Consider the following 20017-nt stretch of genomic DNA (forward strand, 5'->3'; position numbering starts at 1 on the left):
TCAGCAACTTGGTATTTTGTTATGTTCAACCGAGGGCGGCGTGGTTACGGTGCATCACCATCACGCTTTGTTCGGCAATCTTTTGTCTCTGCTGGTCGACCAGGTCCTGCAAGGACACAGAATCCAGATAATCGACCATTTTTTCGTTGAGCGTGGACCACAATTCATGCGTCATGCAGCGCGCCCCCGTGGCCGCGTCGGCGCCGTGGCAATGTTCCTTGCCGCCGCACTGCGTGGCATCGAGCGGCTCGTCGACGGCGATGATGATGTCGGCCACCGTCACCTTGTCGGCACGGCGCGCCAGGCTGTAGCCGCCGCCGGGACCGCGGATCGATTCGACGATCTCATGCCGGCGCAGCTTGCCGAACAGCTGCTCCAGGTAGGACAGGGAAATCGACTGGCGCTGGCTGATGCCGGACAAGGTGACCGGTCCCTTGCCCTGGCGCAGGGCAAGATCGATCATCGCTGTCACGGCAAAACGGCCTTTTGTAGTCAGACGCATACATCCTCTGGTCAACTGGTTTAAAATATTGCGGTTTTTCAACTTCTCAAACCCCGAGTAGTTGAATGATTTAGTCAAGTATAACAAATTCGGCGGGGTTTGTCAGAGCGCCCCTCGATGACCACAGGGCTGGAAGGGGCATGGCCGGCCGCGCCAGGCGCGGCGGCATCAGGAAAACAACAATACTGCTCAGGCACGCAGAGCGCTACGTACTTTCATTAACTCAAACCCCAGCAGGTTCAAGCCGTCCCAGCGGGCCGGATCGCCGATGCGCGGATTGTCCGACGCCAGGCCCACGCCCCAGATGCGGTCGACGGGGCTCGCTTCGACGATGACGCGCTCGCCCGTGCCCAGCAAGAACTTGCGCAGCGCGGCTTTTTGCGAGAACTTGGCAAAGTTGCCATCGAAGACGATGCCCGCGCGCGCCGCCTCCCACACCCTGGCGTCAAAATTGGCCACTTCGCGCCCCAGCTTCTTGACTTCCGACGGCCGTGCGGCCGCCACGATGCGCGCCTGCACGGCCGTGTCGCCAAACAGGGCCGCCTTTTGCGCCATCATGTAGTGCTCGGCCGTGGCGTACGTCACGCCGGCCAGGCTGAATGGCGAGGGAAACCACTGGCTGAAGCAGCTTTTGTCGGGCACCTGCGGCTGCGCCGGCGTGTGGCCCCAGAAATACAGATAGTCGGGCTCGCCACCCGCCGCGATCCACGCCTTCAATTCTTCCACGTTACTGATTTGCATATTCCCCGCACTTCCGCCAGACAGGCGATGATTCAAGCTCAAGCACGCAACAGCTGCATCGGGCCAAACAGGGCCTGCATGTCGCTGTTGCCGATAAAGGACAGATTATACGGATGTTCCGCCGTCACCTGCGGCAAGGCTGCGGCCACCGGCAAGCGTTTGATGAGCTCGGCAATCTTGCCCCACAAGACCAGTTGCGGCAAGGCCGCCCCGCCCTGCTGCGCCAGCGCTTCCAGCACCACCTGCAGGAAGGGCAGCCAGCCGCGCGCATCCTGCACGGGCGGCACGTGGGCACGGAATACCAGCGCCGCGTTGAGCAACAAGAAACCCTGCTCCGTCATCTTGCGCTGCAAGTCGGGCAGGGTCTGGATGACGCCGCTGCCGGCTTGCAGCGCGGCCGCCGCCACGGGCGCCATGGCCACGCCGGAAGTATCTCCGCCCAGCAGTTGGCCATCGGCCACCAGCAGCATCTTCATGAAGTTGCGCAGGGAGGTGGCGCGGTTGACGGGCTTCGACAGGCCCGTCGCCGACCACAGGCTGCCGACGGCGCCATCCATGAAGCACACGCCCGTGGCGCTGTCGGCGCGCGGATACGGTCCCTCGCCCACCAGCACGTAGCGCACCTGCGCCAGCGGCAGGGCAAAGGCGGCGAACAGCCGGCCCTGCGTGGGCAGGTAATCGTCGGCGGCCAGCGCCGGCAGGTAGGCGGGATCGGCCGCCATCACGGCCTGCAAGCCGCGCAGCAGGATGGGACGCCAGGAAGCGTGCGCCAGGGACAGGGCATCGGTGATGCTGGCAGGAACGGTTGTTGCGGTCATGGCGCGTCAGTAAAATATTTGGGCAAACGCAAATTGTAGCCTACCGGCAAGCGGGTATTGACTGCCCAAAATCAATTCCGCATAAAAAAGCCCCGGTCTGCATGCTGACCGGGGCGGCTTACGTTTGATGCGGCGCAAACTTACTCGGCGTCAGGCTGCTGCGACGGATGGGCGGCGGCAAAGGCCGGCAAGCCGGCGCAATGCGCATGGATGCGCGCCACGCGCGGGTACGGCGCCAGGTCGATGGCGAAGCGCTGCGCATTGAATACCTGCGGCACCAGGCAGCAGTCGGCCATCGTCGGGCTGTCGCCATGGCAGAACAGGCCCGCTCCGGCCGGGTCGCCCTGCGCCAGCAGCGCTTCCACGGCCGCCAGTCCCTCGGCCATCCAGTGGCGGTACCATTCCTGCTTGGCCTCGTCCGAGAGCCCCAGGGTGTTTTTCAGGTATTTCAGCACGCGCAGATTCGTCAGCGGATGGGCGTCGCAGGCGATCGCCAGCGCCAGCGCGCGCACGCGGGCGCGTCCCAGCGCATCCGCAGGCAGCAGCGGCACGGCTGGCCGCGTCTCGTCGAGATACTCGAGCATGGCCAGCGACTGCGTCAGGATGGCGCCCTCGTCATCGAGCGCCGGCACCAGCGCCGACGGATTGACGGCGCGGTAGGCCGGCAGCAGCTGCTGGCCGCCGTCCTGCAGCAGGTGCACCGGGATGCTGTCGTAGGCGATGCCCTTCAAATTGAGGGCGATGCGCACGCGGTAGGCGGCCGAACTGCGGAAATAGGTGTACAGCTTCATGGGGCGCCCTCCCCTCAGGCGCGGCCGGCGCTGTTGCCAACATACAGCGCGACCGCCTGCTCGATGCTGCCGAAGATGCTGGCGCCGGCCGCGTCGCGCATTTCGATGCGCACCGTGTCGCCGAACTTCAGGTACGCCGTCTTGGGCGCGCCATGTTCGATGGTTTCATACATGCGCACTTCGGCCAGGCAGCAGTAACCCACGCCGCCGTTCTCGATGCTGGAACCGAACAGGTTGCCCTGCTTGTTCGACACGGTGCCCGAGCCGACGATGCTGCCGGCGCCCAGTTCGCGCGTCTTCGCCGCATGGGCGACGAGCTGCGCAAAATTGAAGGTCATGTCTTCGCCCGCATTTGGTTTACCGAACGGCTTGTCGTTCAGGTCCACCAGCAGCGGCAGGTGCAATTTGCTGTCCGCCCAGTCGGCCCCCAGTTCATCGGGCGTGACGGCGACGGGCGAAAACGCGCTGGCCGCCTTCGACTGGAAGAAACCGAAGCCCTTGGCCAGTTCGCCCGGGATCAGGTTGCGCAAGGAGACATCGTTGACCAGCATCACCAGGCGGATCGCTCGCGCCGCGTCGTCCACGCCGGCGCCCATGGCCACGTCGCCCGTGATGACGGCCACTTCCGCTTCCAGGTCGATGCCCCACTCTTCCGACAGGGCGAAGATGGGATCGCGCGGGCCGATGAAGCTGTCGGAGCCGCCCTGGTACATCAGCGGGTCCGTGTAGAACGAGGCCGGCACTTCCGCGTTGCGCGCCTTGCGCACCAGTTCCACGTGGTTGATGTAGGCGGAACCGTCGGCCCACTGGTAGGCGCGCGGCAGCGGCGAGTGGCACAGATTGGCGTCAAACGGCTGCGCGTCCGGCGCCCGGCCCGCGTTCAGGTCGGCGTAGGCTTGTTCCAGCTTCGGCGCCACGGCGTCCCAGTTGTCGAGCGCCGCCTGCAGGGTGGGAGCGATGGCAGCCACGCGCTGGTACTGGCGCAGGTCGCGGCTGACGAGGATCAGGGCGCCGTCGCGGCTGCCGTTTTTCAGGGTTGCGAGTTTCATGGAGTGTGTTCCTTGTTAGGCGTAGGGTTCAGATGGATGCCGTGTGCGGCGCTCAGGCGTCGGCCGGCGCATGCATCCAGGCGGCGTGCTTCGGTGCGCGGCGCGTCTGCGACCATTCTTCCAGCATTTCCCATTTGACGGCGTCCAGTTTGGCCATCATCTCGGGCGTGCCCACGTTGGCCGCCAGTTCCAGGCGGTGGCCGTTCGGGTCGAAGAAATAGATCGACTGGAAGATGGCGTGATTGACGGGGCCCAGCACCTCGATGCCGCCGGCCACCAGGCGCTCCTTGGCGGCCAGCAGTTCTTCCATGCTGCCCACTTCCAGCGCCAGGTGCTGCACCCAGGCCGGGGTATTGCGGTCGCGGTCCATCGGCGGCTGCGTCGGCAGCTCGAAGAAGGCCAGCACATTGCCCTGGCCCGCGTCGAGGAAGACGTGCATGTACGGGTCCGGCGCCTTGGTCGACGGCACCAGATCCTCGGCGATGGCGAGGACGAAATTCATGTTCAAATGCTTGACGTACCACTCGACGGTCTGCTTCGCGTCGATGCAGCGGTAGGCGACGTGGTGGATTTGCTTGATCTTCATGTGCTTGTCTCCAATGGATGGCGCCCGGGGCGTGATGGCTGGCCTGTTTTTCAGCTTTTCACCATTAGAATCGAGTTACAGCTATCATACAAACAATTTTTAACCATTGATTTATCGGATTATCTTATGAGTCCCAGCCTGCGGCAAATGCGCGCCTTCGTGGCGCTGGCCAAGACCGGCAGTTTTACCCTGGCCGCCGAATACCTGCACGTGACGCAATCGGCCTTGAGCGGCTTGATCAAGGAACTGGAAAGCGTGCTGGGCGTGCGCGTGGTCGAGCGCAGCACGCGCAAGACGCAGCTGTCGGAAATCGGCCGCGAACTGTATCCGCTGTTTGAAAAGATGATCGAGGACCTCGACGGCGCCATGGCCGGCATCGCCCAGCGCAAGGCCCTGAAGACCGGCCTGGTGCGCATCGCCGCGCCGCAGATGATGGCGTGCACCCTGCTGCCGGAAGTGATCGCCGCCTACCGCCAGACGCACCCGGACGTACAATTGCGCCTCGTCGACTGCCCCGTGGAAAACGTGTCGGCGCGCGTCTTCAGCGGCGAAGTCGATTTCGGCATCGGCCCCGAGCGCGATCCGACGGCGGAAATCGCCGCGCAAGTGCTGTTCGAAATGCCCTTCGTGCTGGTCTTCCCCGAGCAGCATCCGCTGCAGCAGAAAGAGCGCGTGACCTGGGCCGACGTGGGCGACTACCCGTTCATTTCGCTGCAGGGGCAGTTCACGGAGCGTTTGCTGCGCGACATGCACGGCGCGTTTCGCGAGCTGTCGCTCAACCCCTACAATGAAGTGACCTTCATGACGACGGCGCTGGCCATGGTCAGCGCCAATCTGGGCATCACGGTCTGCCTGCCCTACGCGGAGCCGATGGTCAAACTCTACAAATTGCAGATGCGCGCCCTGCACGAGCCGGAACTGACGCGACGCTTTTTCGTCTACACGAAGACGGGCCGTTCGCTGTCGCCGGCGGCCGAAAGCTTCATGGCCTTCCTGTTCCGCTTCGTCGAGACGCACGAGTGGAATGTGGGCGTGGGCGGGCCCGCAGCCCGCGACACGCTGCCGGCCGGCGCCCCTTTATAATGGCGCATCGCCCCTTGCCGCTAACGCCATGACCCAGCCTGACCAGCACGACCTGTCGCCCACCGACGCCGCCACCATCGCCATCAACCAGCGCATGAACAAATTCGACGGCCATGCGCAGGTCTGGCTGTTCGGCTATGGCTCGCTGATCTACAAGGCCGATTTCCCCTATATCGAACGGCGTCCCGCCAGCATCGCAGGCTGGACGCGGCGCTTCTGGCAAGGTTCGCACGACCACCGGGGCACGCCGATGGCGCCGGGCCGGGTCGCCACCATCGTGCCGCAGGCGGGCGCCGTGTGCGACGGCATGGCGTATCTGATCACGCCCGAAGTCTTCGCCCACCTCGACCACCGCGAAAAGAACGGCTACCTGCGCCTGGCCACCGAGATCACCTTCGACGATGGCAGCAAGGCCGAAGGCCTGGTGTACATCGCCAACGAGGAAAACGCCGCCTTCCTCGGTGCCGCATCGGAACTGGATATCGCGCGCCAGATCGCCCGATCAAACGGTCCCAGCGGTCCGAACAGCGAATACCTGCTGCACCTGGCCAGCGCCCTGCGCGAACTGGGCAAGAGCGATCCGCATGTTTTTGCCATCGAGCAACACCTGACGCAGCTCCAGACACATAGCCAGGACAGCGCCGCGGCACACCCCTGCGGCATCAGCGCTGACGCTGGTTTAACTTAAAACAGATCCAGCTGCCCCGCATTGCCTTTTTTTACGTTTGCGCCCAGCGGCGGCACCACCAGCGGGCGGCGGAACTGCGTGCAATCGAGCTGCTTGAAGCGCCCGCCCTTGCCATGCAGCCCCAGCCGATGCACGGCCTTTTCAAAGCGCTGGCGGATGAGATCGGCCCACACGCCTTCGCCCCGCATGCGCGCGCCGAACGCGCTGTCGTAGTCCTTGCCGCCACGCATTTCGCGCACGCGGTTCATCACCCGCTGAGCCCGTTCAGGAAAGTGCGCTTCCAGCCATTGCTGGAACAATGGACTCACTTCCCACGGCAGGCGCAGCACCACGTAATGGGCGTGGATGGCGCCTGCGTCGCGCACGGCTTCGAGCAGCTGCTCGATTTCCGGCTCCGTCACGAAAGGAATGATGGGCGCGATGCTCACGCCCACGGGAATGCCCGCCTCCGTCAGGGTGCGGATGGTGCGCAATCGCCGCGCCGGTGCGGCCGCGCGCGGTTCCAGGGTGCGCGCGATGGCCGGGTCGAGCGTCGTGACAGTGACGGCCACGGCCGCCAGGCGCCTGGCCGCCATGGGCGCCAGGATGTCGATATCGCGCTCGATCAGCGACGATTTCGTGATCAGCGCCACGGGATGATCGCACTCGTGCAGCACTTCCAGCACGCGCCGCGTCAACTGCCGTTCCCGTTCGCAGGGCTGATACGCATCCGTATTGACGCCCAGGGCGATCGGTTCGGGCACATACGACGGCCTGGCCAGTTCGCGCCGCAACAGTTCGGGGGCGTTCACCTTGGCGTAGATGCGGCTTTCGAAGTCCAGGCCCGGCGACAGGCCCAGGTAGCTGTGCGTGGGACGCGCAAAGCAATATATACAGCCATGTTCGCAACCCCGGTACGGGTTCAGCGACACGTTGAACGGCAAATCGGGCGAAGCGTTGCGCGTGAGGATGGTGCGCGCCTGCTCGTCGCTGACCTGCGTCTTCCAGGTCGGCGTGCTCTCCTCCCCGCCTGGCTCATCCAGGCCGCCCACGCTCCAGCCATCGTCGAAACCGGCGCGCGCATGCGTCTCGTGGCGCCCCTGCAGGTTCGAGACGGCCCCGCGCCCCTTGTGCGCTTTCAGCGATTGCGGCGGCAACATGGCTTGCCCGGCGAAGCTGTCATCGTGCTCTGGAATGATTGCTTTCATGAACGGCCCCATCAACTGTATATACGTACAGTATACTATGCCGCTGTGCGGCCAAGATCAAGGGCTGCCGTGCTGTCGTTTCAAGCTTTTTCGCCGTGCGGCATGACATAACTCAACTGCTGCGCGACAAAGCCGTCGAATGCCGCGATCAGGGGAACGAAGCGGGGGACGTCCTGCTCCAACTGCATCAGGGCATAACACGTCGCTTCCAGGGTCGATAACTGGTCTGGCGCGTGCGCCTTGCGGATCAGATAATGGGAGGCGGGCGTATCGCGCAGCGGCAGGCGCGGCAGCTGTTGCAACGAAGGATTCAAGTACAGCATCTTGCGGCTCTTGCGCCAGGTGGCATCGAGCACCACCAGGCGCAATTGGCTCGGAAATCGGGCGGGATCGAGCAAGATGGCGGGGTCGAGCGCTGGCGGCGGCGCGATGCCCAGCGAACGGTCGCCGGGCGTATCCGGGTACAGCAGCACATTGTGCTTGCCGGCCAGCAATTCGGCGAGCGCCTCCGGGGCAAACTGTTCGCCCGTCAGCAGGCGGCTGTTGGGCAAGCTCAGGTGCAGCAAGCGGGCGCTGCCCTTGGCGTTGTGGATTTCCAGCGGATGCTGGAGGATCAGCACTTCCACGGCGTGGGCAACGGGAGCGATCCAGCGGCAGATGCAGCTGGCTGCGGCGCGCAGGCAGACCGGGCAGCGGGCGCGTTTGGCCGGTTCAGCCAGGGTGGACGATGCAGAGGGGTGGCTAAAGGTATGGCTAAAGGTATGGCTGGAGGTACGGCGGGTGGTCATGGCGGAGCGCGTTCGCGGCTGTCTTCAAGCCGCGATTGTAGCGCCCACGCCATGCCACGGGGACTCTGCGCTTAAAACTCTTCCCATTCGTCGGCGCCGGACGCCACTGGCGCCTTCGGCGTGCGTGCGCGCACAGCGTCCGCTGGCACGGCCTTGCCCGGCGTGGGCGCGGCCACGGCTGGTGCCGGCGCCCGCCGCGTGGCGGGCCGCGTCGCGGCGGTGATTGGCGCAGACGCCGTCGCAGACGGAGCAGCACTGGCGGAAACATAGCGCTGCGTGGCATCGAGCTTGAACACGCCCACCACGTCGGCCAGCTTGGCCGCCTGTTCCTGCATGGATTCGGCTGCGGCGGCCGCTTCTTCCACCAGGGCCGCGTTTTGCTGCGTTACCTGGTCCATCTGACCGATGGCCTGGTTGACTTGCTCGATGCCGGCGCGCTGTTCATCGCTGGCGTCGGTGATCTGGTTCATGATCTGCGTCACATGGCTGATGCTCTGCACGATTTCATCCATGGTGCGGCCCGCCTTGTCCACCAGTTGCGAACCGGCCTCGACCTTTTGCACGGAATCGTCGATCAAACCCTTGATCTCCTTGGCCGCGGCGCTCGAGCGCTGCGCCAGGTTGCGCACCTCGGAGGCCACGACGGCAAAACCACGGCCCTGCTCGCCGGCCCGGGCCGCTTCCACGGCCGCGTTCAGGGCCAGGATATTCGTCTGGAAGGCGATGGCGTCGATGACGCTGATGATGTCGACGATCTTGCGCGAGGAATCATTGATCGATCCCATGGTGCTGACCACTTCCGATACCACCACCCCGCCCTTGCTGGCGATCTGCGAGGCGTCGATGGCCAGCTGGTTGGCACTGCGCGCATTGTCGGCATTGAGTTTCACGGTGGAAGTGAGCTCTTCCATGGATGACGCCGTCTCTTCCAGCGAACTGGCCTGCTCTTCCGTACGGGACGACAAATCCAGGTTGCCGGCCGCAATTTCGCTCGACGCCGTGCTGATGGATTCGGTGCCGGCGCGCACCTGGCCGACAATACTGACCAGTTTATCGTTCATATTTTTCAGCGCGTGCATCAGCTGCCCCGTCTCATCGCGGCTTTCCACCACGATATGGCTGGTCAGGTCGCCAGCGGAAACGGCTTGCGCCACCTCGACGGCGCGCGTGATGGGACGCGTGATCGAGCGCGTGATCCAGTACGCGCAGGCGATGCCCAGCAAGATGGCAACCACGCCCAGCGAGATCAGCAGCAAGCGGCCGTTTTCGTAGCGCGAACGGATTTGCGCGGCCGTTTCATCGAGCAATCTGGCTTCCAGCACTTCCAGCTTCTTCAGCGCCGCCAGATAGACGTCGCGCTTGACAGCCATATCGCCTTCGTACAGGCGCTTGCCCAGTTCCAGGTCGCCCGCATTCTTGGCCTTGAACACATTCTTGCGCACTTCCGTGTAGGCCTTGCGCGTGCTCAGCACCTCCTGGTACAGCGATTGCTCTTCAGCGTTCAGCTCGCTCTTGCCGATCGCGTCCTGGATTTCCGTGGCACGCGATGACGAGACCGCCATTTCCTTTTCAAACTGCTTCTGGTGTTCGGGATCGCTGACTTTCCAGGCGGCCGCCGTGCGCGCCGCGTTCACCTCGATGACCTTGGTCCATTCACCGATCAGGCGCTCGTTGCGCACCTTGACGTTGACGAGCGCATCGGTTTCCTTGCTGGCGCTTTGCATCTGCACGATGCCCACCACGGTCAGGGTCGTCAACAGGAGCAGGACGGCAGCGAAACCGCCACCGAGTCGTACGCCGATTTTGAGGTTTTTCATTGCGTGATTCCTATCTGAAGAAAACAATGCACAGACGCCACGAAACCGACTTACTGCTACAAATCACTATAGCAGGCATCCGCCGTGCGGCAATCACGAGCGGCGACGCAACGGTAGGCGCGTCACCGGAATGGCAGCACGCCGCAGCGCACCACTTTGGAGCAGATTGTGAGTGAATCAGGATGGTATTGCAAGAAATAACATGCAGAAAAGCAACAACCAGAAGGTGCTTTGCCGCCACGAACGGGCGGCAGGCAAGCAAGGTCAGTTTTGCTTCACGTAGATCAATTTTGACGTATCGAAACCCAGCCCCCGTGCTTTCTCGATCAGGCGCTGCTGCAAGGCAGGGTCCATGCTGGGCGTGCGCGACAGCAACCAGAAGTAGGACTTGTCGGGGCCGCTGATCATGGAATAGCTGTATTCTTGCTGGTCCAAATCAAACACGATATAGGCACCATAGAAGGGGCCGAAAAACGACACCTTCAGGTAACCCACGTCTTTCTTGTCGACGAAATACGCCTTGCCTTCCGCTTCCTTCCACTTCGCGTCCGCATCCTGGTAGCCCCGGTTGAGCACTTTCAGGCCGCCATCCTGGCGCAGGCTGTAGTCGGCCGTCACATGGCTCAGGCCCCGTTCGAACGAATGGTCGAGGCGCGCGATCTCGTACCATTTGCCCAGATAGCGGGTCGTGTCGAAGTTGCTGACAGGTACAATATTCTCGGGCCGGCCCACGCAGCCGGCCAGCACGAGCACACACAGGAACAACAGTTTTTTCATGGTCTTCTCCAACGAGTGAAATCAAGGCAGCAGTATCAGGGCAGCAAGGTCAGGGCAGCAATGCGCGGTCGACGATGCGGCGGATCGCGCCACTGGCTTGCATGCGCACGATGGCGGCATTGAATTGTTCGATAAAATCATCGCGGTACGGGTAGGCGGCGGGCCGGCGCTCCGTCACACCCAGGTGCCCCTGCTGGCTGGCCAGCTGCGCGGTTTCCTGTATCGCCTGGATCGCCTGCACCGGCGTGCCCGGCGCACCCTCGCGCCGGATGCGCTGCAATTCCCACTGCGCCGACAGGCGGTCGCTGACATAGCAATCGATACGCCCGCGTATCAGCTTGAGCAGATTCGTGCGCGTGCCCTTGGCCGTATCGAACACGATGCTGGCCGCTTGCAGGGCTGCCGTCTGCTTCGCATCGCCCAGCAAAAAACCCGCGTTCACGCCGATGTGCAGGCCGCCGTAATCGGCGGGCCACTGCCGCAGCGCGCGTTTCGCCAGCACGTCCTGGTTGCATAGCACCACCAGCTGCTCCATCAGCAGCGGCACGGAATAGCGCACGTACGGCCGCTCGCTGCGCCACGAATACGGCGGATACAGGGCAAACGCCTCGCCCGTCTGCAGCATCAGCACGCCCCGTTTCCAGGGCACGGGGCGCAGCTGCACCGCGTATTGCGGCATCGATTGCACGGCTTCGCGCACGATCTCCGTATAGATGCCCTTCAGCCGGCCGTTCTCGACGTAGGAGTACGGCGGATAATCGTCGTCGCCATAGATCACCAGCGGCGTCGCACCCTCGGCCCGCGCGCCGGCGGCGATGAACAGGCATAGCGCGGCAGGCAGGATGAGCATTCTGGACATGCCGGAAGATTAGCATGGAAGCGCGCAAACCGATCATCCGTTCGCGCCGTTCGTGCCCAACATCTCGTCGAGCTGCGCCAGGGTGCCGGCGTCCTTCACGACGGCGCGCAGCCACAGGTGCAGCGGCAGCTCGCCCCAGCTGGCAGCCTTGTCGGCCAGGTAGGCGACGGGGCTGTGCGGCTCCGTGCGGCGGAAGAAATCGGCCACCTGGCGCAGCTGGGCCAGCGCCTGCTGGCGCTGCACGATGGCGCCGCCTCCTCCTCTCCCCTCGGCGCCCTGACCGGCGGCCGGCGCGCCGGCAAGGTCCGCGCCAGGCGACAGCGGCGCGATGAAATGAATGGCGTTTTCCAGCGCTTCGCGCGCGGCGCGAAAACTCGGGCCATCGACGCCGAAGCGCGCATCGACGCTGCGCTCGAAGGCCAGCAGCGACTGCATGCAGTATTGGGCATCGGCCAGCAAGGCGTCGGAAAAGGCGCGCGTGTTCCTTTGCCGCGCCGCCTCCATCTGCGCCAGGGTCCCCCCTTCGTCGTGGCGCGCATCGCCCCAGCCCTGATCGGCTGCGCCCTGCGCCAGGCTGGCGGCCGCGCGCTGGCGCGCCGCATCGAAATCCTGCAGCGAGAACAGGCCATCGCTGCCTTCGGTCAGCGGGATCTCGCGCAGCAGCTGCGGCGTGCGCGAGAGCAGCCAGAAGACGTTGCCGATGCGCTGTTCCTGGTCGCCCTCTTCCGCCGGCGGATACAGGCCATCCCAATAGCGCTCGCACAGGCCGGCCAGCAGCGCGTAGCCGTCGCCCAAGCCGCGGAAATGGCGCGTTTTCGCGTGCGCCTCGGCCAGCCACACGGCCACGCGCAAATCCTTGCTGTGCGTGGCGATCAGCTGTTCGCAGCGCGTCGCCACGAAAGGCCAGTCGGCTTCCTTCAGCGCCGTCACCCACTCGCCCTGGTCCAGGCTCGGGTCGTCGTACTGGCGCGCGCGCGCGATGGCGTCGAGCTCCTGGCTGAAGGTGATGTCTTCGCCGCAGGGGCTGACGGCGCTGACGGGGTGCAGCAACTGCTCCAGGTTGAACATGGCGCTCTCCGGAAGGTGGATTATCGGATCGTGTACTTGAACTGCCCCTGCTTGCTGGCAGTGACGCGTATCGACGCGACCGGCTCGCCTGCGGCCATGCGCGCCAGCACCGCTTCGGCGATGGCCGGCAGCAGGCTGCCGTTCAGAATTTGATCGACATTGCGCGCGCCCGAATCGACCTCGGTGCAGCGCGCCAGCACGGCGTCGACCAGGCCCGCGTCATGGCTGAATTGCGCCTGGTGGTTGCGCGCGATGCGCGCGCCTATCCTCGCCAGCTTCAGGGCGACGATCTCGGCCAGCACCGCGTCGTTCAGGGGATAGAACGGCAGCACCTTCAGGCGGCCCAGCAGGGCCGGCTTGAAGTGCGCCACCAGCTGCGGGCGCACCAGTTCTTCCAGCGCGGCCGGCGTGGGCAAGTCTTGCGCGACCCGGTTCAGGCAGGCGGCCATCATGGCGCCCGACCCCAGGTTCGAGGTCGCGATGATGATGGTGTTGCGAAAATCGACTTCGCGTCCTTCCGCGTCATCGAGCACGCCCTTGTCGAAGACCTGGAAGAACAGTTCCAGCACGTCGGGATGGGCTTTTTCCGCCTCGTCGAGCAGCACCACGCTGTAGGGCTGGCGCCGCACGGCTTCCGTCAGCACGCCGCCCTCGCCATAGCCGACATAGCCGGGTGGCGAGCCTTTCAGGCCGGCCACGCTGTGCGCCTCCTGGTATTCGCTCATGTTGATGGTAATGAGCTTGCGCTCGCCGCCATACAGCAGATCGGCCAGCGCCAGCGCCGTCTCCGTCTTGCCCGTGCCGGACGGCCCCGTAAACAAAAACACGGCTTGCGGCTTGTTCGGGTCGTCCAGGCTGGCGCGCGCCGTGCGCACGCGCTGCGCCACCGCGTCGATGACGTGGTCCTGTCCCAGCACCCGTTCGCGCAGCGCGCCATCCAGGGCCAGCACCGTGCGGATCTCGTCCTTGAGCATTTTGCCCAGCGGGATGCCGGTCCAGGCGGCGACGATGCCGGCCACCACCTGGGCGTCGACTTCCAGCGGCGACAACGGTGCTTCTCCCTGCAGGGCCGCCAGTTCTTCCTTCAGCGCCAGCAGGCGCGCCGCGCCCACTTCGCCAGGCCGCTCGCCGCGCAGCTGCGCGCGCAAGTCGCCGATCTGCGCCACCAGCGTTTTTTCACGCTCCCAGCGCTGCGCCAGCGCCGCGACCGCCGCCTGGCCTTCGTCATGTTCGCGCCGCAGCTGCGCCAGGCGCGCGGCGCCGGCCTTGCCGGGCGCTTCGCCATCGGCCGCCTCGCGGCTCAAGGCGGCGATTTCCGCGCCGATGCGCTCCTGCCGCCGGTGTGCGTTTTCCAGCTGTGCCGGCGTGGCGCGCTGGCCCAGCGCCACCTTGGCGCACGCCGTATCGAGCACGCCGATGGCTTTGTCCGGCAACTGGCGCCCGCTGATGTAGCGGTGCGACAGGCGCACCGCCTCGACGATGGCGGCGTCGCGAACGCGGATGCCGAAATGGCGTTCCATCAGCGGCGCCATGGCGCGCAGCATGGCGCAGGCGATGTCTTCGCCCGGTTCTTCCACCTTGACCACCTGGAAGCGCCGCGCCAGCGCCGCATCCTTTTCAAAATATTTTTTGTACTCGCTCCAGGTGGTGGCGGCGATCGTGCGCAGGGCGCCGCGCGCCAGCGCCGGTTTCAGCAGATTGGCCGCATCGTTCTGCCCCGCCTGGCCGCCGGCGCCGATCATCGTGTGCGCCTCGTCGATGAAGAGGATGACCGGGTGCGGGCTTTTCGCCACCTCGTCGATGACATTTTTCAGGCGGCTTTCGAATTCTCCCTTCACGCTGGCGCCGGCCTGCAGCAAGCCCATGTCGAGCGCGTGGATGTGCGCGCCCTGCAGCACCTCGGGCACGTCGCCGGCGGCGATGCGCAGGGCCAGGCCTTCCACCACGGCCGTCTTGCCCACGCCCGCCTCGCCCGTGAGTATCGGATTGTTCTGCCGGCGGCGCAGCAGGATGTCGACGGCCTGGCGTATCTCCGCCTCGCGGCCGATCACGGGATCGAGCTTGCCGTCGCGCGCCAGCTGCGTCAGGTCGGTGGTGAACTGGTCCAGCGCCGGGGTTTTGCTGGCCAGGCTAGCAACAGGATCATCACCGGTGTCGGAAAGCCGCGGCACTGCCGCGCTTTCCTCCTCGCCGGAGCCGGCCGTCAGTTTATCCGGATGATGCTTCAATTGCTCGACGCTGAAGCGGGCGAACAGCTTCGAGCCGCGGTACGCGAGCTGCGACAGTTCCGGCTCCGTCAGCAGCGCCAGCAGCAGATGGCGGCTGCGGATGGGCCCCGGCTGCGCCGTATCGAGCGAGGCGATCAGCCAGGCATGCTCGAACAGCAGCGGCAAGTGCGGTGAAAACACGGGCGTGCGCGCGCTGCCCGTGCGGAAGCCGCCGATCTCCCGGCGCAGGTCCGCCTCCAGCGCCGTCAGGCTGATTTCGCTGCGCCGCGCGATGGTGACGAAATCGCTGCGCTCCTGTTCCAGCAGCGCCAGGAACAGGTGTTCGATATCGACTTCATACTGGCCCAGTCCCACGCAGATGGCGGCGGCGCGGGTGGCGGCCGTGCGTGACGTGTCATTCAGTTTGGCGATCAGGGTTTTGAGGTTATTGCTCATGCGGCGGCTCCCTTGCGGTTGATCGAATAGCGCAGCGACGATGGCTGCAGCACGGCGTCGAAATTGACCGTCTCGCCGCCGGCCATCACGGCCAGGGTGCCGCTGATGACGAAGCCGACGCGGTTGATGGCGCCCGCTTCACGCTCCAGGCGGGCGCGCACGTTGCGCAGGCGCGGCTCGTGGCGTTCGATGGCCCCCTTCAGCGCGGCGCAGATGCGGGCTCGGTCATCGCTGCTGGACAGGCACATGCCGGCGAAATCGATCAGGCCATAGTTGACGATGGACGCCGCGCATTCCGGATAGGCGTCGAGCGCGCCGGGCGGCAGGGCCACGCGCGTGTTGAGCAGTTCCTCCAGGTCGCGCGCCACCGCATCCTTCAATTGATCGAGCGACAGGCGCGCCGCCACGCCGCCCGCCGCACCGCCGTCGCCCATCAGGCGGTCGAACAGGCCAGGTACATAACTGTCCATGCGCTCTCCTGAAAAGTCGGCGCGGCGCGGGCGAAGGTGGCCGCCGCGCGCCGCGCGCCATGGATCAAGCCACGCGGTTCGCGGCCAGGTCCCAGCCGCCCGAGGTATTGCCGCCGGCGCCGCCCGTCACCTTTTGCTGCGTGTATTTCCACTTCACTTTCGAGAACTTGAAGCCGACGTGTTCACCGAGGATGTCGCCCTCTTCCACGTTCGGCGTGACGGCGCCGATCAGCACATTCTCGATTTCGATCTCAAAATACTTGACGCGTTCGCCCTGACCGTCGGCGCGCATGAATTCGAAGCGCGCCTTGGGGATGGTCTTGCCAGCCGAGCAGGTCTGCAGCAGCACCGGCGAGGCCAGGTCGGCCAGCTTGGAGATGACGATGTCCTTGTGCTCGCAGCGTTCGGCCGTGTGGCCGCCGCCCGTCGAGGCGGTGGCGGACTTCGGCTGCTCGACGCTCCAGCTGACCGATTTGCACTCGATCCAGTCCTTGTGCTTGTCATCGGTGGACTCGCCCTTGATGCCGTCTATCTGCAGATATACATCGATTGCCATGGTGTGCTCCTCTGGTTGAAAGATGGGTGAATCAGGAATTGGTCGACTTCGGCAACTCCGCGACCAGTCGGAGCGAAACGGATAATTCATCGAGCTGGAAGTGCGGCCGCAGGAAGGACACGGCGCGGTACACGCCGGGCCGGCCCGGCACTTCATGCACCTGCACGGACGCCTCGCGCAGCGGGAACTGCGCCTTCTGTTCCTGGCTGGCGTTATCGTCGAGCAGCACGTACTGCATCAGCCAGCGGTTCAAGAAATCTTCCACGTTGGAGGCGGCGGCAAAGCTGCCGATCTTGTCGCGCATCATGGCCTTCATGTAGTGGGCGATGCGCGAAACGGCGAAGATGTACTGCAGCTGCGACGACAGCACCGCGTTGGCGTTGGCCGCGTCGCTGTTGTACTTGCGGCTTTTCTGCGCCGACTGCGCGCCGAAAAACGCCGCATACGCCGTGTTCTTGCAGTGCACCAGCGAGATGAAGCCCAGGTCCGACAATTCCTTTTCGCGGCGGTCCGTGATCGCCACTTCGGCCGGGCATTTCAGGGCCACGTCGCCCTCGTCCGTCTTGAAGGTGTGGGTCGGCAGGTCGTCCACCAGGCCGCCGCCTTCCACGCCGCGGATGGCGGCGCACCAGCCATAGTCGGCAAAGGCGCTTGTCAGCTTGCAGCCGAACGCATACGCGGCGTTACACCACAGGTATTTGTGATGGTCGCTGCCGTCGACTTCCTCGACAAAATTGAAGCCCTCGACGGTGGTGCCGTCGACGGGATTGAACGGCAGCCGGCCCAGGAAGCGGGGCAAAGTCAGGCCGACGTAACGCGCATCCTCGGATTCGCGGAAGGCTTTCCATTTCGCGTATTCGATGGTGTCGAACACCTTGGCCAGGTCGCGCGGCTTGCCCAGGTCGCCGTAGCTTTCCAGACCAAACAGTTCCGGCGCGGCCGAGGCGATGAACGGTGCATGCGCGGCGGCGGCGATGTGCGACATCTGCTCGACGAAATACATGTCTTCCGGCTGGCGCGAGATGGCGAAGTCGCCCAGCAGCGCGGCGAACGGCGCGCCGCCGAAGGTGCCGAATTCCTCCTCATACACCTTCTTGAACATGCTGCTCTGGTCGAACTCCAGCGCGGCCTGGAAATCCTTCACCAGTTCGCGCTTGGTGGCGTTGAACATGCGGATCTGCAGCCGCGTGCCCGTGTCGGAATTGCCGACCAGGTAGCGCAGCCCCGTCCAGCTTTGCTCGAGCTGCTGGAACGGCGCCGCGTGCATGATTTCGCTGAGCTGGGCGGAGATCAGGCGGTCGATTTCCGCCACGCGCCCGTCCAAGGTGGCCGACAGGCTGCTGGACATCAGCACCGTGCCATCGAGCACCTGCGCCACCAGTTCCGAGATCAAATCGCGCGCGCGCGCATGTTCGGCGCCGGACTTGGCGACGCGGCTCTGTTCGACGATCTGGTCCAGCAAATCGGTGGCGGCCGGCGCATCGGATGCGGATACAGAGAGGGATTCTGGGGCTTCTGCCTGGGCGTTCATCTCAATCCTCCTGCGCTGGGAACTGCGGTTTCAGGGTGGCCAGGCTGTCCGTGTTGTTCAGCACTTCCGTCAGCAGGTCTTCCAGCTTGTCGTTGCCGGCCAGCTTGTTGCGCAAGTCGGCCAGCTTGGTGCGTGCCTCGAGCAGCTTGCGCAAGGGTTCGACCTGGCGCACCACCGATTCCGGACGGAAGTCGTCCATCGAACGGAAGTGCAGGTCGACGGCGAACGTGCCGCCCGCCTCGCTGAGGCGGTTCGGCACGGCGAAACGCGCCACCGGCTCCACGCCGGCCAGCACTTCGTCGAAGTTGTCGCGGTCGATGGCGACGAACTTGCGCTCCTTCAGGCGTTTTTTCTCGCTGTCCGGATTGCCGCCAAAGTCGCCCAGCACGCCGACCACGAAGGGCAGCTCCTTGTTTTCAATCGCGTCGCCGATCTCGACGTCATAGGTCATTTGCACGCGCGGCGCGCGTATCTTTTGCAGGCGTTTCTGCACGCTGTCGGACTTGGGCATATCGCTTCCTTTGCAAGGAGATGGTGGGGATGCTGGCTTATTTCAGGCCGCTGAACGGGTCGGCCGCACTGCCTGGCGCCGCCGCGCCCTTCGCCGCCGGCGTGCCGGCACCGGCGGCGCGCTTGCCGGCCGCCGGGCGCCTGGCCGGCGGCAGCAGCACGTCCTCGCCGATGCTCGCGCGCAGCAGCTTGGCCAGCTCCTGCGCCTCCGAGCGCAGCGAGCCATTCAGATTGTTTTGCCGCGACAGGTCGGCCAGCGCCTTGCCGGACAGGCGCAAGCCGCTCACGGCGACGATGCTGTTGGCGACCTTGTCGTCCGGGTCGCGTTCCAGCGCTTCGAGCGCATGGCCGATGGCGTCGCCGTACTGGCCGCGGTCGAACTTCATCTGCGCCATCTGCAGCCACGGCGCCTTGTCGGCCGGGTAGCTCGTGCCGCCGCGCTGAAGCAGGGTCATGGCGCGCTCGTACTGGCCGGCGCGCGCAGCCGCATCGGCGTCGCTCATGACTTGCGCCAGCGTCGGCGCGGCAGGTTGAGGGGGCGCCGCCTGCTCTGGCGTGGCGCAGGCGGCCAGCAGCAAGGCGCTGGCGAGGCAGGCAATACGGGGCAACGTGGTGGCTGGCTTCATCGGGGGCACTCCTTCACGTGGAGGACGCTACCGCTGGGAAAGATGGGCGGCGCCTTGGTGGAGGCCATTATTGATCGCCAATTTTTTGGCCAGATTGAGATTAATCAGCAAAGAAGAAGTTCCACATCACAGCCGTGTACAGCGACATGAATCCTGATCTGGCGCAGGAACTGCGTTGATCGCAGGCGGATCTTGCGCCAACGCAAGCAGGTCGCCACTGCATGCGTTTAAATGACTGCAGCACTTTTATTTCCTCCATTCACATTGCAAAGCTAGCCCAGCCTATGCCATCTGACGCCCCGTTCCGCCGCCCGGTCCGCGCCACCGCGCTATTGCTGCCGGTGTCGCTGCTGGCCTTGCTGCTGGCCGGCTGTGCGGGCGGCGCCATCGGCACCCTGGCCAACGCGGCGCTGCAGATGGCGGGCGTGGCCAAGCCGCCGCCGGAACTGCCCGACGCGCAGCAGCCGCCGCGCAACGTCAGCATCCGCCTGCACGCGGCGCAGCGCCTCAACACGGATGCCGACGGCCGGCCGCTGGCGCTGGTGGCGCGCATCTACAAGCTGCGCCAGAACGCCGCCTTCGAGCAGGCGCCCTACGACAGCTTCCTCGACGCACAGCGCGAAAAGGCGGCGCTGGGCGCCGACCTGATGGAAGTCAAAGAGGTGCTGCTGGTGCCGGGCCAGCGCTACGAAGTGCAGGAAAAAGTCAGCAAGGAAGCGTATTTCATCGGCGTCGTGGCCCTGTTCCGCGCGCCTGCGGCACAGCGCTGGCGCGCCACCTTTGCGGCCGCCGACGCGGCACGCGGCGGCATCACCATCGGCCTGCATGCCTGCGCGCTCAGCATCAGCGGCGCGTCCACGCCGCCGGCCGCGCGCTGCCAGTAAAGCAAACCAGTACAACGCAGCGG

21 protein-coding genes are annotated in these 20017 nt (G+C 65.0%); 3 read left to right on the plus strand and 18 right to left on the minus strand.

The genetic code is table 11. The features are described from left to right. Window positions 1-25: 25 nt before the first annotated feature. The 6 genes from iscR to AC07VH_RS09975 form a co-directional block, all read right to left on the minus strand. Window positions 26-502, minus strand: coding sequence for a Fe-S cluster assembly transcriptional regulator IscR (iscR, locus tag AC07VH_RS09950; RefSeq protein WP_034779566.1), 477 nt, complete (start codon window positions 500-502; stop codon window positions 26-28). A gap of 189 nt (window positions 503-691) precedes the next feature. Then, the gene (ybiA, locus tag AC07VH_RS09955; RefSeq protein ID WP_070288780.1) at window positions 692-1243 is read right to left on the minus strand and encodes a riboflavin biosynthesis intermediates N-glycosidase; all 552 of its coding nucleotides are present in this window, start codon (window positions 1241-1243) and stop codon (window positions 692-694) included. A 38-nt stretch (window positions 1244-1281) separates the two neighbouring features. Continuing rightward, complete coding sequence (locus tag AC07VH_RS09960) at window positions 1282-2061, minus strand: uracil-DNA glycosylase family protein (RefSeq protein ID WP_494787360.1); 780 nt, start codon at window positions 2059-2061, stop codon at window positions 1282-1284. Window positions 2062-2201: 140 nt separating this feature from the next. After that, window positions 2202-2852 (minus strand): maleylacetoacetate isomerase, encoded by a 651-nt coding sequence (gene maiA / locus AC07VH_RS09965; protein WP_494787361.1) that lies wholly within the window; start codon window positions 2850-2852, stop codon window positions 2202-2204. 14 nt (window positions 2853-2866) lie between these two features. Then, window positions 2867-3901, minus strand: a complete 1035-nt coding sequence (locus AC07VH_RS09970) for a fumarylacetoacetate hydrolase family protein (protein ID WP_494787362.1) — start codon at window positions 3899-3901, stop codon at window positions 2867-2869. Window positions 3902-3953: 52 nt separating this feature from the next. Continuing rightward, the gene (locus AC07VH_RS09975) at window positions 3954-4487 is read right to left on the minus strand and encodes a VOC family protein (RefSeq protein WP_326458466.1); all 534 of its coding nucleotides are present in this window, start codon (window positions 4485-4487) and stop codon (window positions 3954-3956) included. A gap of 126 nt (window positions 4488-4613) precedes the next feature. Between AC07VH_RS09975 and AC07VH_RS09980 the strand changes: the two genes are divergently transcribed. After that, on the plus strand, window positions 4614-5570 hold the full coding sequence (locus AC07VH_RS09980; protein ID WP_494787363.1) for a LysR family transcriptional regulator: 957 nt from the start codon (window positions 4614-4616) through the stop codon (window positions 5568-5570). 28 nt (window positions 5571-5598) lie between these two features. Continuing rightward, window positions 5599-6258, plus strand: coding sequence for a gamma-glutamylcyclotransferase (locus tag AC07VH_RS09985; RefSeq protein ID WP_494787364.1), 660 nt, complete (start codon window positions 5599-5601; stop codon window positions 6256-6258). Here the strand turns inward: AC07VH_RS09985 and AC07VH_RS09990 are convergent. The 12 genes from AC07VH_RS09990 to AC07VH_RS10045 all read right to left on the minus strand — a co-directional run bounded on the left by AC07VH_RS09990 (window position 6255) and on the right by AC07VH_RS10045 (window position 19110). Beyond that, entirely contained in the window at window positions 6255-7445 is a 1191-nt protein-coding gene (locus AC07VH_RS09990; RefSeq protein ID WP_494787365.1) for a PA0069 family radical SAM protein, read from the minus strand. The genes AC07VH_RS09985 and AC07VH_RS09990 overlap by 4 nt on opposite strands. 80 nt (window positions 7446-7525) lie before the next feature. Beyond that, window positions 7526-8233 (minus strand): tRNA-uridine aminocarboxypropyltransferase, encoded by a 708-nt coding sequence (locus AC07VH_RS09995; RefSeq protein WP_494787366.1) that lies wholly within the window; start codon window positions 8231-8233, stop codon window positions 7526-7528. 71 nt (window positions 8234-8304) lie between these two features. Then, window positions 8305-10050: a methyl-accepting chemotaxis protein gene (locus tag AC07VH_RS10000; protein WP_494787367.1), complete on the minus strand. Its 1746-nt coding sequence runs from the start codon at window positions 10048-10050 to the stop codon at window positions 8305-8307. 264 nt (window positions 10051-10314) lie between these two features. Continuing rightward, complete coding sequence (locus tag AC07VH_RS10005; protein ID WP_475415417.1) at window positions 10315-10827, minus strand: lipocalin family protein; 513 nt, start codon at window positions 10825-10827, stop codon at window positions 10315-10317. Between the two features lie 49 nt (window positions 10828-10876). Continuing rightward, the gene (locus AC07VH_RS10010) at window positions 10877-11686 is read right to left on the minus strand and encodes a substrate-binding periplasmic protein (protein WP_494787368.1); all 810 of its coding nucleotides are present in this window, start codon (window positions 11684-11686) and stop codon (window positions 10877-10879) included. Window positions 11687-11719: 33 nt separating this feature from the next. Next, window positions 11720-12754, minus strand: a complete 1035-nt coding sequence (gene tssA, locus AC07VH_RS10015) for a type VI secretion system protein TssA (protein ID WP_494787369.1) — start codon at window positions 12752-12754, stop codon at window positions 11720-11722. A gap of 20 nt (window positions 12755-12774) precedes the next feature. Next, the gene (tssH, locus tag AC07VH_RS10020) at window positions 12775-15417 is read right to left on the minus strand and encodes a type VI secretion system ATPase TssH (protein ID WP_494787370.1); all 2643 of its coding nucleotides are present in this window, start codon (window positions 15415-15417) and stop codon (window positions 12775-12777) included. Further along, window positions 15414-15887 (minus strand): type VI secretion system baseplate subunit TssE, encoded by a 474-nt coding sequence (gene tssE, locus AC07VH_RS10025; RefSeq protein WP_475415421.1) that lies wholly within the window; start codon window positions 15885-15887, stop codon window positions 15414-15416. The genes tssH and tssE overlap by 4 nt, the downstream gene beginning before the upstream one ends. A 64-nt stretch (window positions 15888-15951) precedes the next feature. Continuing rightward, complete coding sequence (locus AC07VH_RS10030; RefSeq protein ID WP_034750126.1) at window positions 15952-16443, minus strand: Hcp family type VI secretion system effector; 492 nt, start codon at window positions 16441-16443, stop codon at window positions 15952-15954. Window positions 16444-16474: 31 nt separating this feature from the next. Further along, on the minus strand, window positions 16475-17974 hold the full coding sequence (gene tssC, locus AC07VH_RS10035; protein ID WP_475415422.1) for a type VI secretion system contractile sheath large subunit: 1500 nt from the start codon (window positions 17972-17974) through the stop codon (window positions 16475-16477). 1 nt (window position 17975) lies between these two features. Next, window positions 17976-18485 carry a type VI secretion system contractile sheath small subunit gene (tssB, locus tag AC07VH_RS10040; RefSeq protein WP_475415423.1) on the minus strand — a complete coding sequence of 170 codons (510 nt, stop codon included), beginning with the start codon at window positions 18483-18485 and terminating at the stop codon, window positions 17976-17978. Between the two features lie 37 nt (window positions 18486-18522). Beyond that, complete coding sequence (locus AC07VH_RS10045; protein WP_494787371.1) at window positions 18523-19110, minus strand: hypothetical protein; 588 nt, start codon at window positions 19108-19110, stop codon at window positions 18523-18525. A gap of 284 nt (window positions 19111-19394) precedes the next feature. Between AC07VH_RS10045 and tssJ the strand changes: the two genes are divergently transcribed. Beyond that, a complete protein-coding gene (gene tssJ / locus AC07VH_RS10050; protein ID WP_494787372.1) occupies window positions 19395-19994 on the plus strand; it encodes a type VI secretion system lipoprotein TssJ in 600 nt (199 codons plus the stop codon). Window positions 19995-20017: the final 23 nt, after the last annotated feature.

The sequence above is a fragment of the Janthinobacterium sp. GW821-FHT03C10 genome (genome assembly GCF_059420865.1).

Coding starts and splice junctions, on each gene's coding strand:
- iscR (WP_034779566.1), bottom strand. CDS start 502: ATGCGTCTGACTACAAAAGGCCGTTTTGCCGTGACAGCGATGATCGAT.
- ybiA (WP_070288780.1), bottom strand. CDS start 1,243: ATGCAAATCAGTAACGTGGAAGAATTGAAGGCGTGGATCGCGGCGGGT.
- AC07VH_RS09960 (WP_494787360.1), bottom strand. CDS start 2,061: ATGACCGCAACAACCGTTCCTGCCAGCATCACCGATGCCCTGTCCCTG.
- maiA (WP_494787361.1), bottom strand. CDS start 2,852: ATGAAGCTGTACACCTATTTCCGCAGTTCGGCCGCCTACCGCGTGCGC.
- AC07VH_RS09970 (WP_494787362.1), bottom strand. CDS start 3,901: ATGAAACTCGCAACCCTGAAAAACGGCAGCCGCGACGGCGCCCTGATC.
- AC07VH_RS09975 (WP_326458466.1), bottom strand. CDS start 4,487: ATGAAGATCAAGCAAATCCACCACGTCGCCTACCGCTGCATCGACGCG.
- AC07VH_RS09980 (WP_494787363.1), top strand. CDS start 4,614: ATGAGTCCCAGCCTGCGGCAAATGCGCGCCTTCGTGGCGCTGGCCAAG.
- AC07VH_RS09985 (WP_494787364.1), top strand. CDS start 5,599: ATGACCCAGCCTGACCAGCACGACCTGTCGCCCACCGACGCCGCCACC.
- AC07VH_RS09990 (WP_494787365.1), bottom strand. CDS start 7,445: ATGAAAGCAATCATTCCAGAGCACGATGACAGCTTCGCCGGGCAAGCC.
- AC07VH_RS09995 (WP_494787366.1), bottom strand. CDS start 8,233: ATGACCACCCGCCGTACCTCCAGCCATACCTTTAGCCATACCTTTAGC.
- AC07VH_RS10000 (WP_494787367.1), bottom strand. CDS start 10,050: ATGAAAAACCTCAAAATCGGCGTACGACTCGGTGGCGGTTTCGCTGCC.
- AC07VH_RS10005 (WP_475415417.1), bottom strand. CDS start 10,827: ATGAAAAAACTGTTGTTCCTGTGTGTGCTCGTGCTGGCCGGCTGCGTG.
- AC07VH_RS10010 (WP_494787368.1), bottom strand. CDS start 11,686: ATGTCCAGAATGCTCATCCTGCCTGCCGCGCTATGCCTGTTCATCGCC.
- tssA (WP_494787369.1), bottom strand. CDS start 12,754: ATGTTCAACCTGGAGCAGTTGCTGCACCCCGTCAGCGCCGTCAGCCCC.
- tssH (WP_494787370.1), bottom strand. CDS start 15,417: ATGAGCAATAACCTCAAAACCCTGATCGCCAAACTGAATGACACGTCA.
- tssE (WP_475415421.1), bottom strand. CDS start 15,887: ATGGACAGTTATGTACCTGGCCTGTTCGACCGCCTGATGGGCGACGGC.
- AC07VH_RS10030 (WP_034750126.1), bottom strand. CDS start 16,443: ATGGCAATCGATGTATATCTGCAGATAGACGGCATCAAGGGCGAGTCC.
- tssC (WP_475415422.1), bottom strand. CDS start 17,974: ATGAACGCCCAGGCAGAAGCCCCAGAATCCCTCTCTGTATCCGCATCC.
- tssB (WP_475415423.1), bottom strand. CDS start 18,485: ATGCCCAAGTCCGACAGCGTGCAGAAACGCCTGCAAAAGATACGCGCG.
- AC07VH_RS10045 (WP_494787371.1), bottom strand. CDS start 19,110: ATGAAGCCAGCCACCACGTTGCCCCGTATTGCCTGCCTCGCCAGCGCC.
- tssJ (WP_494787372.1), top strand. CDS start 19,395: ATGCCATCTGACGCCCCGTTCCGCCGCCCGGTCCGCGCCACCGCGCTA.